7 protein-coding genes are annotated in these 14,298 nt (G+C 45.2%); 4 read left to right on the top strand and 3 right to left on the bottom strand.

Features of this window, described 5'->3' with window-relative positions; all coding sequences use genetic code 11:
* Positions 1-368: 368 nt before the first annotated feature.
* Positions 369-1,229: a LysR family transcriptional regulator gene (locus H511_RS0105755; RefSeq protein WP_027251444.1), complete on the top strand. Its 861-nt coding sequence runs from the start codon at positions 369-371 to the stop codon at positions 1,227-1,229.
* A gap of 68 nt (positions 1,230-1,297) precedes the next feature.
* On the opposite strand, the gene H511_RS0105750 is transcribed toward H511_RS0105755, so the two are convergent.
* Together H511_RS0105750 and H511_RS0105745 are read right to left on the bottom strand one after the other, a co-directional pair.
* Positions 1,298-3,799, bottom strand: coding sequence for an AMP-binding protein (locus H511_RS0105750; protein ID WP_027251443.1), 2,502 nt, complete (start codon positions 3,797-3,799; stop codon positions 1,298-1,300).
* Between the two features lies 1 nt (position 3,800).
* Positions 3,801-5,204 carry an aminotransferase class I/II-fold pyridoxal phosphate-dependent enzyme gene (locus H511_RS0105745; protein WP_027251442.1) on the bottom strand — a complete coding sequence of 468 codons (1,404 nt, stop codon included), beginning with the start codon at positions 5,202-5,204 and terminating at the stop codon, positions 3,801-3,803.
* A 213-nt stretch (positions 5,205-5,417) separates the two neighbouring features.
* Between H511_RS0105745 and H511_RS0105740 the strand changes: the two genes are divergently transcribed.
* From H511_RS0105740 to H511_RS0105730, 3 genes are all read left to right on the top strand, one after another.
* Complete coding sequence (locus H511_RS0105740) at positions 5,418-6,017, top strand: isochorismatase family protein (protein ID WP_027251441.1); 600 nt, start codon at positions 5,418-5,420, stop codon at positions 6,015-6,017.
* A 399-nt stretch (positions 6,018-6,416) separates the two neighbouring features.
* Positions 6,417-9,011 carry an alpha-amylase family glycosyl hydrolase gene (locus H511_RS0105735; RefSeq protein WP_027251440.1) on the top strand — a complete coding sequence of 865 codons (2,595 nt, stop codon included), beginning with the start codon at positions 6,417-6,419 and terminating at the stop codon, positions 9,009-9,011.
* A 91-nt stretch (positions 9,012-9,102) separates the two neighbouring features.
* The gene (locus H511_RS0105730) at positions 9,103-11,127 is read left to right on the top strand and encodes an alpha-amylase family glycosyl hydrolase (protein WP_027251439.1); all 2,025 of its coding nucleotides are present in this window, start codon (positions 9,103-9,105) and stop codon (positions 11,125-11,127) included.
* A gap of 149 nt (positions 11,128-11,276) precedes the next feature.
* Here H511_RS0105730 and H511_RS0105725 read toward each other — a convergent pair whose 3' ends face one another.
* Entirely contained in the window at positions 11,277-13,916 is a 2,640-nt protein-coding gene (locus tag H511_RS0105725; protein ID WP_051287931.1) for an alpha-amylase family glycosyl hydrolase, read from the bottom strand.
* Positions 13,917-14,298 lie beyond the last annotated feature (382 nt).

The raw sequence follows: 14,298 nt of genomic DNA, 5'->3' as shown, positions 1-14,298 counted from the left end.
GAATGCCCGGTCATTTCGCCAATCAGGGTATAGACTTCATACGTGCATTATGCAAGCATAATAAACAATAAGCATATCATTTATGGTTTTTTATGGATCTGAAGAGGGTTAACCGAACATTTTCTGTCGCGATCCACCGGGGATTAATCCTATTCCGTACATGCTTCATGAACAGTGATTTGTTGGAGCAGACCATAAAAATGTTTAAAAAATAGATGCCAAGACATAAGAGAATGCAGGTTAAGGTTCATGGATAAGAACAGAGAAAAAACTGACTTCTCTTTATATGCACAGTTGATTCATACAGACAGCATAACTTCAGACTCAACCTTGGTAAAATCAATATAAATCATAAATTTAGGTTATTCATGAACAAATTAAACTGGGACGATTTAAAGTTTTTTCTCACGTTATATGAAACAAATACAGTCAGTGTGGCAGCCAATCGGCTAAATGTGAACTATGCAACAGTATCAAGAAGAATTGACCGGTTGGAAAATGCTTTAAAACTTAAGCTCTTTGATAGGACACAGGATGGATTCATTTCTACGATTGAAGGTCGATTGCTTTACGATAAATCCATCACAATGAGAGACAAGATCAACAGCCTCGAAGAAGAACTCTCGCCTGAATCAAAGTTCAATCAGAATACTAAAATATCAATGGTCCCATTTTTAGCAGAACATTTCGTCATAGAAAATTTGCATAACTTGCACCAAAGATTTCCTGAATTAAGATTTGAAATTGACACTTCAAGTCGAAATGTCAACATATCTAAACAGGAAGCTGATATCGCTTTACGGATGGAGTTGCCAGAAAAGGGCGAATCCATTTGTAAAAAATTAGGTGAGATAGAATATGTGCTCTATGGTAACGAGTATTGGCTGGATAAACTCGTAAAAAATGAAAACGTCAATATAATTACATACTCAAATCTGTATAGTCATCTGCCAGAATGTAAGTATCTCATCGAAAAATTTGGAACCAAATCAATACGAATTCAATCTGACTCTGTTTCAGCTCAAAAAAGAGCATCCGAAAGTGGTTATGGTATCTCGCTAATACCAAGAATTGTACTTCGAAATGACTCCCATCCATTTATTAAGCCTACAGAAGAAATATACCGTGAAATATGGATGTTAACTTCTAAGAAGACCTCATATTCCACACCCAAAAAACTTGTTATGGACGAGTTAGTCAGGATATTCAAAAATGCATTCAAAAAATAAAAATGAAGTGACAAACATAGATTATGCTTGCCACCTCTTTTCACCTTACTGGTTAAACAAATAAGTGACTAACTTTTTGACATCTGTATATTAAATGAACTTGGGGTATGTTTTTCTTTCTTTGCAGTTGACCATCGTGTATAGACATTATTCATTAGAAGCACTGCAATTGTTATGGCAGCCCCAAAAATTTCGGAATGACTGATAGCCTCACCTCTTGCCATACCAATAGCAAAGGCTGTAATTGGTACTAAGTTAATAAACAGAACACCATTTATCGGTCCTAAAGTGTTGATTCCATAGTTCCAGGAAAATACAGCAATCACACCAGCAAAAGTGATAAGGTACAGCAACTCCCATTTTACAGAGAATATCTGCTCCATACTTGGTGCATGTGTAATACTTAACGAATTCGTAATTAAAGCAATAATTAAGATAGTAAACGCCCCAAGTATAGAAGATAACGCTGTATATCTGAGTACAGAGAACCCCTCAACGTAACTTGCACCTAACGTGTACGTAACCCAGCAGAAAGCGCCTGAGAGTATGACAAGTGACGGTAATAAATTACCTCCTGAAAAAGCGCTCATATCACCTTTAGTTATCACGAGTACCACACCAAACAAAGCGAACACGATTGATATCAAGGTAAATTTAGCAGGTCTTACTTTTTTCAGTGTCCACATCATCATTGCAGAAATTAAAGGCATCAGTGCCATGATAATCGCACCATGCTGCGCTTTGGTATAGGCGAGCCCCGCAAATGCCAGAATGCTAAAGCCTGCGAATCCAAACGAACCAAACAACCATAATTTGAAAACGCTTCGGCCCGGCGATAATGAATGACTACCTTCTTTCATAAATAACATTAAAACCAATATCATAGAAGCCGCACCATAACGGATCAAACTGATATGAACTGCATCCATGGATTGTAAAGCATTCTTTGCAATCGGAAACATCCCTCCCCAAGACATTGCTGTACCCATCAGGCATAGAATTGCAACAATATATTTAGTCAAGCTTATTTTACTTTTATTTTCTGTATTTATTTTATCACCTGAAATATTTTTAACTTGATTGAAAACCAAACTTTTCAACTCTTCATTTCGTACTTTTCCTGAAGGTGAGTAAGGAATTGAATCAACACGGCCGACGCCTTCCAGTTTAACTTTCATTTTCTTGCAGATATATTTAATATTTCGAATAAGCTCAAAATCATCCACAACAAAGTCACTATTGGTAACGAACCCACAATGGACTGTATTCTTATTCGAAGGGATCATTGCGACATCTTTTATACCTGGCAGATGTCTGACTTCATTCTCTAACTCATAAATATTTAAAGCACTTTCACCCTGAGCTCTGTTCCTCAGGTAGATATTACCACTGGAATCCATTTCGCCAGTTTCAGCAGTGATCAGATATTTCGTATCACCAATAACAACGAATTCGGAATCTTGATTACCGTAGCTATCCATGTTCATATAACTGGCAATCGCTATACGGCCAACTTCATGGGCAGGAAGCACTTGCCCATCCTTACCGATAACAAGAATATTATTACCATCATATGCCCTGCCAACACTCGTAGGGTTGGTGATTAAATCACTAGGTTCAGCTAAGGCATTCACACCGGTTTCGGTTGTCCCATAGTATTCATATATGACAGGACCTAGAGAGTTGATAGCCTGAAGCTTGGCCTGAGGGTGAAAGTGCTTACCGCCAACAATAATAAATTTTAAATTATTCTCTTTCGCGGAATAACCACCATCCGTATAGTGCCTCACCACCTCATTCAATAAAGGAGGCGTCATCGCACTGGTTGAAATCCATTCACTTTTGAGAAGTTGAGCCATATGTTCAGTATCATGTGGTTTCGCAACAATAATAGTTGCTCCAAGTTGCATAAATAATCTAGACCACCCACTACCGGCTGCATGATATAAAGGCATTGCAAGCAAATGCCTGTCTTCTGATGAGAAACCATAGCGAGCAGTGAAAAATGAAAACCTTCGTCCATCAAATGACTTATTTCGAATTACAGGTTTAGGGATACCAGACGTTCCCGACGTAAATGAAATACTTTTAAAAGGTCTATGCTGCAATTGAAGGCTATCAATATTTTTGTCTGACTCACATGTCAATTCATCATAACAAATGCTATTTCTTACATTGTTATCGATATCAATAATATTTACCTGACTCGATAACCCCTGTATATTTATGTTATTTTCAATGCAATACGATGAGGAAACAACAAGAATTTTACAACCTGTAGCCTTCAACATAGGTTCTAATTTACTGGAGTCCTGTGTATAATCGATACCTGTACATGGTATTTTTAATGTGGCAGCTGCAGACATCAAATAAATGAGTTCTATACAATTAGGAGAAATATAACACATTGATAATTCTGAACTACAGTCAATTTTACTTGCTAAATTTAAAGTGATTTTATTAACATCCTTATAAAAATCATTCCAGGTAACTTTTCTTTCTTCATAGATTAATGCGTTCTTGTCACCACGAGCTGATGCAATCTCTTTAATTTTCCCTAGTGGTATCATCTTAATTTCCTTCAACAACTAAAAGTGATATATTGTTTATCAATGAATTATTTATTTTATCTAAGTCAAACTTACAAACCGTTTGTCCTGGTGTTAAAACCGGGGTTCCTGGGGGATATAAAATAAAGAATGATGATGATATATCACCTTCTCTTAAATTCATTTTATCTGTATTTGTTTTTACTTTCTTTTCCAGGCACTCTAGTCCAAGCAATAAATAATCAACTAACTCATCATTAACGCCACAGTGAAAATTTAATAAAATTGATCTTTCATTGTACCGACTAATGTATACACCTTGATTATTAAACAAATACTCTCTTATTTTTTCACCATTTAATAATGGAGAACAGCAAGTCACCCAAACCTTTGTGGGATCATTGATAAAGAAATCACTGTTCAATTCTAATTCTTCAATCTTGAAATGATTAAGGTTTTTTACTACAAAATTTTTTAATTTATCAATCAAGCTTAATGTTCTTTCGGTGTATTGATGTCCATAGTTTTTAGCATGTACTACAGCCAGTTCAGTACTGGCCAGGATTGGATAGCTTGGTGAGGTTGTATGATTTCTATAGTGACTACTAATAATTTTATTAATGCAATAATCTGAACCATAAACATTGATTAAACTTGCTTGTCTGAATGAAAATAGTGATTTATGTATAGAGTGTACTACGATAAAGTTTTTATCATACTTCTGTGAAAGGCGTTTTGAGTTGTAAATTCCACTCTTCTCTTTCATATAGGGATCAAATGCAGACCAAGCTCCCCACGCTTCATCAATAATAATATTTTCTAATCTTGTCGCAATCTGACAAACTTGATCAAGAAACCTACTTAAATCAAAACATACACCATCATATGACTGACTATTAATTATTAATGTTTTGTAAGGGTTATTAAACTCTTCAGCATTTTTTAATTCGTCTAATATTTTTTCAGCATTACCTCTGTAAATGCTAGACTCATTGTTGCATAAGATATCTTCTATGAAATTTACATCAATATTAGAGGATTTCAAAGTAAAATGGATAGATTGATGCACCCCTTTCTGACATATAACCTTATCATCATTCTTACATAATGCTTCAATGACAATGTTGTTTGCTATCGTTGAACCACAAGTTACAAATAAAGATAAATCTGAACCATATATATCAGAAATAATATTTGAGGATTCATCAATCACCCTGGAAGGGTCTGACAAACTGTCAAAAAAAGGTCCTGTTATTGATAATTCTAAATGCTTTATCTTTTCAAAAGCATTCAGAAAACCGTCTTCAAGTATTACATTTTTAATATTACCCACATTTTGAATCGGCAGAGCATGAAAGCTTCCATTCATTCTCTTCTTTGAACTTACTAATGATTCATATATTGGTAATCGAATCTTATCAACCATATAACCTCCTGTTAATTACAGCTCAATTTAAAATATTCTTATCATTATAACTATAAGAATTTTTGCACATAGGTCGTGCGTCAACAGTTGAAATGGAATAGCGGTAATAACGAATTGCTACAAGAATTTTTGCTCATCACGCATGCAAAATTGTTCGTTAACTATTCTGATTATTTTCCATAGACTAGACTTGAATTTAAAAAGGAGACTACAATGAATCATGTAAATACTTTGCGAAAAATATCAGGCTTATCCGATAGCACCGTTGATTGGAACAATATGGTTCTTCTATATATAGACTTTCAAAATGAATATACTGACGGAAAGTTGAAGTTAGGTGAAAATGGTTCACTTGCATTGGATAAGGCAAAGACGCTTCTTGATATAGCGCGTGATAAATCAACACCCGTCTTTCATGTATTGCATAAGGCAAGCTCTGCATCACCAGTGTTTAACTGTGAATCAAAAATGTCTGATGTGATTCAATTGGTAAAACCATCAGAGGACGAACAAATCGTACACAAAACCCTTCCAAACTCATTTTTTAATACGGAGTTAGAAGAGCTGATACGATTGACTGGACGCAAGCAAATTATTGTAGCTGGTTTCATGAGTCACATGTGCGTCACTGCAACAACTATCAAAGCTGTTGAGCTTGGATACGACGTTATTGTTTGTGAAGATGCTTGCGCAACTCGAAGTCTTCCGGATCAAAATAATAACGAGCTTGATGGGAAACTGGTCCATGATGTCTCCATCGCGGCATTGAGTGATCGATATGCCACTATCATGAAACTTTCTGATTTCGCATAACCCTCAGATCGGTGATCTTTTAACCCGATTCAGCGTCAGGAATAAAATTCAAAGCAGATTTAACCTCCTTCACTGTTGGAGGTTTTTTCTTTCTTACCACAATACTGATTATGGTATCCGGCAATAGCCTGTCCCCTTCAGGGCGTAGAAAAGGGGGCGTAGGAAGGGGCTGAGATAACAAGATCACAGTTCAATTTTTTCTTGCCATACAATGAGTTAATCTGTTCACATTTCAATTCAATTTCACCGGAAACGGCATTTTCAGCGTTATTTTTTGTGCTATTTACAACTCACCTGGCAGGATGAAATGTCCGCGTCAGGAGTGCGAATAACCATAAACAATAACTCGATCCGTTCGGGAGTTATCTCTCTTGCAAAGGACGGCAAAAGGAAATTGAAATGAGAACCTTACCTACGCTTATTGTTGGTGCGACGCTGATCAGCGCCCCCGCACTCGCCGACTGGCACTTCCGGGGCACCCCGAATCAGTGGAACGCGGCAGCAATGACACAAATAACGACCACTCACTATCAAACCTGCCAGAGTTTTCTGCAAGGGGACGCCACAGGTGGTCCGCGGTTTAAAATCGACCGCTACGGTGACTGGCAGGAAAGCTACCCCGCCGACGATTACACAGTTGCCGGTGATCAGAGCTATCGGATCGATTTTTACACCGACAGCCAGACGATTATCACCACGCCGGTGACCAGTTGCGACAGCCAGTCTCTGGCACAAAACTTCGCAGCGCTGCACTTTCGCGGCACGCCGAATCAATGGGCGGCAGAGGCAATGACCCTGGTCGATAACAACACCTGGTCGCTGTTGGTCCATTTTGACGGACAAACCAGTCAGCGTTTTAAGTTTGATCTGACCGGAGACTGGTCGCAAAACTATGGTGATAATCAGAATGACGGCGTGTTAGACGCATCCGGCGATGACATCTATACCCAGATCAACGGCGAATATCTGGTCACAGTTAACGACCAGACCCTGAACTATACCCTCACGCCCGTGACTCCATGTACCTCAGATTGCCCCCCGCTTCCCACCCTAGGTGCACAATATCAGCCGGATAAAACCACCTTTGCGATCTGGTCGCCGGATCACAGCGATGTCACGGTTACTGTGAACGGCACAGCATACCCGCTGGGCAAAGTGAGCGATGCCAACGGCTACACCGATATCTATCAGGTTGACGTCAGCGGTGATCTGCACCTTGCCGAGTACACCTTTAAGATCAATGGCATTCCGGTGCGCGACCCCTACGGAAAAATGGCAAAACCAGGCACAGGAGACAGTGAAGCCATCAACATTGTGATGGACATGTCCCGCACTGCCCCAGATGGCGGCTGGGCTGAACGTCCGGCATTAGTGAACCGCGAAGATGCCGTGATTTATGAAGTCCATGTCCGCGATTTCACCATCGATGCCAGCGCTGGTGTCAGCGCAGACAAGCGTGGTAAGTACCTGGGGATGGTCGAAAGCGGCACCCGTTACAACGGGCTGAAAACAGGGATTGATCATCTGGTCGATCTGGGCATCACTCACGTCCAGCTGCTGCCCGTCTATGACTTTGCCACCTGCGACGGACTTCCTGACAGCGATCCTTGTTACAACTGGGGCTATGATCCGCGTAATTACAACGTCCCGGAAGAACGCTATTCACAGGTGCCGACCGATTACGAGGCGCGTGCCAGCGAGTTTAAAACCATGGTGAACGAGTTTCACAAAGCCGGAATCCGGGTCATCATGGATGTGGTGTACAACCACACTTACGCCAAAGAGATGTTTGAAAACATCAGCAACAGCTATTACACCCCCACCGATCTGTCCGGCACAGGCAATTCCATTGATGCCGACCTGCCTATGGTCAGCCGCATGATTCAGGATTCGCTGGCCTACTGGGTCGATGAATACGGCATTGATGGTTTCCGTTTCGATCTGATTGGCATTTTCTCTTATCAGGAAGTGGAGAAATGGGGACGTGCGCTGAACCAGCAATTCCCGGATCGCAATCTGCTGCTTTACGGCGAACCCTGGAATGGTTACGCCAGCGATCCGAAAGAAGCACAACGTGTCCGCTACGGCACCACGCATCACATGGTGCAAGAACATGTCGGCGTCTTTAACGGCGCGTACCGTGAAGCCCTGAAAGGGTCGAACGACGATACCCGGACCGGCTATATGTTCAACAATCTGGACAGCGCCGATGCGGGCTGGTCCATCTATGATGGCATGCGCGGTTCTGCGTACGATCCCAATGACAGCCGCAACAGCACCTGGTTCAGAAACTTTGCCGCCGACCCGGAGCAAAGCATCAACTATATTTCAGCCCATGATAATTTCGGGCTGTGGGATAAGGTGTATTTAAGCCTGTCGGGCAATGTTGTCCAGAACAGCTCACACCAGATTCTCAGCCTGACGCCACCGGCCAGTCTCGATTACGCCAAACGCGTGGTGAATTTTGGCATGGGCATGGTGCTGACCAGCCAGGGGATCGGGTTTGTCCATGCCGGGGACGAGTTCTTACGGACAAAAACCGACAACGAGCAAATGAGTGATCCGGATGCCTGGAATTTCGGTGCGCACGGCGGTACCCACAATACCTACAATGCGCCGGACAGCTTTAACAGTATCAAGTGGCAGCGCCGTGCTGATAACGCCGCTACCTATGATTACTTCAAAGCTCTGATCGCGCTGCGCCGCAATCACGCTGGTTTACGCATGACCTCAAATCAGGACATCGCCAGTTACCTCACAGTCTCCCGGCCCGCTGAGTCTGGCGGCCAACTGGTCACAGGTTTAATCACTTACCCGCAAGACACGCATAACCTGTTTGTGGTGTACAACAGCGGCAGCAATCAGACCATCAGCCTGCCTGCGGGCGACTGGACGCTGGTTGCCGATGCATCAGGGGCCCGTCAGCAGACAGGGTTATCCGGCAGTGTTGTGGTTGAAGGCACTGCGGTGACTGTATTTACTCAGGCCCGGTAATCGCGCTTGCAGGTGCCCCTGGCTGTAAAGGGCACCTGGTCACAGGCGAACAGAGTTCAAAAACTCAAATAACAACAACAGGAAGTTAAACGTGAACAAAAAGATTTATCGCTCCACACTCTCAATACTGATAGCCGCCGCGCTGGCAGGATGCGGGAGCTCAGGTCCCTCTGCGGATGAGAAGCAAGCCAGTGCATCTTATGCCTGTAACCCAAGCGTTGCAGAGAAAAGTCACCAGTTACGCATTTACCAGGTGATGGTGGAAAGTTTTGTCGATGGTGACCCGAATATTGGGCATGGCACTGGCTATGGAACCAGCCACCATCAGGGCGATTTACAGGGAATCATCGATTCTCTGGACTATATCCAGTCGTTGGGTGTCAATGCGATCTGGCTGACGCCTGTGTTTGCGTCGGTACCCATCACTGGTCAGGATCACTGGGCAGACCGTTTGGATGCAACCGGCTATTATGCCACCGATTATTTTTCGATTGATCCGAAATTTGGCACCTTGGAAACCGCGAAAGCATTGGTCGAACAGGCCCATGCCCGGGGCTTGTATGTGTTCTTTGACGGTGTGTTTGGCCATCACAAAGACAATGTGGTGCCATCGCCCACCGGAAAGCTGCCCGCCGGCAGCAGCAATCCGGTCAGCTACCCGGAGAGTCTGCCTTTTTATCAGGAAGTAGCGGCTTACTGGATCAAAACACTCAAAATTGATGGCTGGCGGTTGGATCAGGCTTATCAGGTGCCACTGGAGGCCTGGCAGGACATTCGCCAGACGGTCGATGACGCATCGCAGTCGGTCACTTACGTCAATCACCTTGGCGAAACAGTTCACCCGCTGGGTTATATGGTGGCCGAAATATGGAATAACGAAAACGTGATCAACCAAACGGGTTACGGCCCGCAAGGCACACCGGGCTTGTGTTCAGCCTTTGATTTTCCGGTCCGCTACCGGTTAGTAGAAACCTTCGCCGTGAATGAAAACAGCAACGGTGGCAAAGGCGGCAGCTGGCTGGCAGAGGGCATGGATTTACATCGTCTGTATCCCGATCATGCCCAGCCCAATCTGATGCTGGGCAACCATGATCTCGTCCGCTTTGGTGATTTGCTGCAACGCGGCAATATTGCAGAGCCCACCGATGATCAATACTGGCAGCGCCATAAAGCAGCGTTATCCTTCCTCGCCGCTTATACCGGCCCAATCACCCTGTATTACGGTGATGAAATTGGTGATCAGGTTGAACATTTTGCCGATAAAGTGTCTGGCGATATCTGCGCCATCCAAGGTTTGTGTGATGATCATGTGGCCCGTTCCAGTGGCAAGATTGACGGCGTCAGTGCCACGCTGAATGCACGGCAAAGGGATCTCAAAGCCTATGTCACTGAGCTGATGACCATGCGATCAGCGCACCCGGCGTTATACCAAGGCGAGCGCCTTAATATTGTGGCCAATGACAAGGTGTATGTGGATCGCAAGCAACAAGATCAGGACGCCGTGGTTTATCTGGTCAGTACCACAGACGCTTCGCAACAACTGGCTTTGGAAGCGGAAACACTGGGCTCAGCCGGAGATTTGATGGACTTGCAAAGCGGTGAGCGCTTTCCCCTCAGCAGCGGACACTACACGGTTCCGCTCAATGGCTTTGAAGCACGCTTCCTGCGCATTGTCTCCCCCGTACAACCTGCTGTCGATCTGACGGCCAAAGCCCTGACCGTGACGGGCACAGGTATAATGGCGAAGTGCGATAACCCAACGGTAAATGAGCAAGGACCGGTGAGTAAGTCGCTGTATGTGGTCGGCGATTTCACCGATTCAGGATGGAAGCACAAAGACAACCGGCAATTTGCCTACAAAGGCCAGAACCTGTATCAGGTGGTAACCAATGAACAGGCCGGCAGCTTCCGTTTGCAGTACGCCAGTAAAGACTGGTCGCCACAGTATACGGCCGAAGGGCTTGAACTCAGGCCGGGTCAGAAAACGCCGCTCACTGCAGGCAGCTATGGCAAAGACACCGCTGCCATGCTCCCTGAAGCCGGACGTTATGTGTGGAGCCTGACCTTCCAGGATAACGGCTTACCCGACGCTGTGATGGTGTCGAAATGTGAGTAGATGGATAGACAGCGAGCGCTGTGCGCTCGCTGTCTATCCGGGTAAACGACCGTTGGTAAGGTTGAACCTGTGTTCTTTTTCAATCCTGTCGTTAGTTACCTATTTGTATTTCACAGCAAAGCCTGCCATCACTGGCAGGCTGTTTCGTTTTAACGCAGAAACTCACCGTCAGTACCGATTTTCCCGGGACCGTTCAAAACGTAAATCCCGGCACTGTACCCTTTCACGGTGAAACTGATACTACCGTTGGATACCGTCAGCTGGTTACCTGTCACGGCATCACGATAGGTCCCGTTACGCACACCTGTGACAGTCATGGTTTGCGGGTTAGCATTGCTTAATCCCACCACGGCATAGCTCTCACCATTGTTATAGTCCCGGATGTAGCTGATACCGGCGCCCCATTCATTCACCTGGCTGGTCGGCGCTTTCTGCAAGGCTGGCACCACCTTGCGGATCTGGTTCAGGCGTTTGATGTGCTGGTACAGCGGGTGTTGCGAAGTGGTCGCTTTATCATCCAGATAAGGGCCAAAATAAGCGCGCCCTGTCATGTCTATGGTGTCGGTGGCACCGGCAATATCCTGCGGAAGTCCTGCCTGGAACATGACTTCCTCACCGTAATAGAGTGCAGGGATACCCCGGTTGGTCCACATCAGGTTGTAGGTCATTGCGGCATGTCCCATGTTGCCGCCATAACGGTACTTAAAGTCATTGTCCGGGCCGACATCATGGTTCTGGAAGAAAGTGACCAGTTTGGTCGCGTCGCCATACACCCAGTCCCAGCCAAGCACGCCTCCGATGCCGCCAAAGTTGCCTTGCGTGACGTTATCGCGGAACGTCGAGAAGATTGAAAAGTCGAGCACCGAGAAGCCTGAATCGCCGCCTCCGTTAGGATTGGCCGGATCTTGCGTTGTACGGGTATACCACCAGGGACGAATGACCGCAGAGGCGTTGTCATTATCGAGTTCTGAACCAAAACCGGTTCCCTTGACCAGGTTTTCACCAAAGACAAACAAACCGGGTTTATGGGCTTTCCAGTTGTTGACATACTCCAGCAGCTCATCGCGTTCAATGTGCTTCACCGTATCCAGGCGGATAGCATCAACCCCCATATCCAGGTACTGACGGATCGCACCATTGATATAGTCTTTGACGTTCTGGTTTTCCGTTGCCAGGTCAATGCAGTCACCCGCCATGTGTTTATTCTGCAATGCTTGCGGATTCTCCCAGTCACCGCCGGACATAAAACCGTCCTGGTGGTACCAGGACGGGTCAAGCGTCTGGGCATCAATACCAAAAAAGCGATTGGGATCATAACCGGCCAGAGGCACAGTAGTGCCGGTTTTCGGATCAACCAGCGGGGTGATCCCATCCGGGTCGGAACTGTGACGTTCGCGGAACCAGGCAGGGGCAACACTGTTGTCGTTATCATCCCGGTAAGCCGACTGGTAATCGCCCAGATTGCCAAAGTAAGGATCATTGCTGATTTCACCCTGACTGCTGCCAGCCGGGACATAGTATTTAGTGGGCAGACGATCAATCCAGACGTGATCGCGCAAGCCGTACTGGCTTGAGTGGTTGATCACGACATCCTGAATCACTTTCAAACCTTTGGCATGAGCTGCATCGATAAAGTCCTGATAACTGGCATCAGGTGATTCAAGACGCGGGTCAACTGTATAAAAGTCATAGGCATGATAACCGTGATAATCCAGACCAGAGCGGTTTTCCACCGGCGGGGTCACCCAAATCGCGGTAAAACCGAGATCCTGAATATAGTCGAGCTGAGCTATCAGTCCTTTAAAATCGCCGCGCCATTGTGGATCCCCCGGTTTAATCCGGTCACGGTTGTAATAATTGTTGCTGCTGTCACCATCATAAAAACGGGCGGTCAAAAGAAAGTAAATGGTTTCTTCACGAAAATCTCCGCTGGCGGCTTGCTGACCGATAAAATAGCTGAAACTCTGCTCTTGCTGATTGCCCGTTGCATCAATGGCCAGCGTTTTCACCACCAGATCAGCACCCTCACCAAGATCACTGGCCGGCAGTATTTCCCCCTGGTAAAGGCTTGAGCCCGTATTGGGTGAACTGCCGTCTGTGGTGTAGTAGATTTTGGGCGCCGTATCCTGGTTGTCGTTCACGGCCAAAGTCACGGACTGACTGTTGGGATAAAAGCCCGCCGCAGGTGTGGCTGTGACCGCGGGTGGTTCACTGTTTGCCCCTTGGATCAGCTCAGTGGTGATTACTTTGGTTTGACTGTCGATGCAAATTTTATACTGCTGGTTATCCTCTACCCGATAGTCTGCTTGCGGGTAGGACTCAGCCCAGTCACCGAACCGATCGACTTTAAAACGGGGATCATTGTCAGCAAACGTCTGTTCAGTACAAAAAAGCATACCATCATGACTGGTCATTGCAGTCGCAGACCAGTCATTGGGTGTTCCCCGAAAAAACCACTCTTCAGACACTGCTCCGCAGTTCTCAATCGGTTCAGCGGTAATAGTATTGCTGTCGACGAAAAAGTTGATGAGATAGCTTTGATTGGACTCGACCCCAACATCCTGAACGGGATAGCTTTCATTCCAGTTGCCATCGCGATCGATTTTAAATCTTGGCCCGCCACTGGCATCACCTGAAGAGAAACTCTGGCAGGTCTGGTATTGGTTCGCACTGATCGCTTCCAGAGGCGTGGCAGCCCACTGATTGGGTGTCCCGCGAAAATACCAGTCGGCACTTGCCGGTATAGGGGCGAGCGAGGCTCCCGTAAGAACAAGCAGTAAAACTCTCATCCATTGCATTCCTTTTGCTGTTTGAAAAAGCTGACGTATTTGAGATATCGCAGCCGCTAAGGCGAAGCTGTCACTTCGCGGTATTCAGCTTATAAGCAATTGATGCGCACTACCCGAATGCCATACGGGAATTTCACGAACTGTGAACAAGTAAATACTATGTGTAACAAAGAGATAGGAGAAGCATGCACGCTTAGTGATCAGGGTTTATAACGGGGTAATCGGGCGTAAAACAAACGAATAAAGCGGGTGTTTGCACAAAAAGTGATCGCGCTTTAGGTCGGTGCAACGCCCAAACGGCAACGGATGCTGATGATGCCTTTCCCAGCCAAAATATCTCTGCATCTTTTCCAGTGAATAGAAAAGACATTACCCTTTGCAC

The organism is Photobacterium halotolerans DSM 18316, assembly GCF_000425165.1.
Lineage (GTDB): Bacteria > Pseudomonadota > Gammaproteobacteria > Enterobacterales > Vibrionaceae > Photobacterium > Photobacterium halotolerans.
The sequence above is the reverse complement of the archived record's forward strand: the minus strand, read 5'-3'. Positions and strand labels throughout refer to the sequence as shown.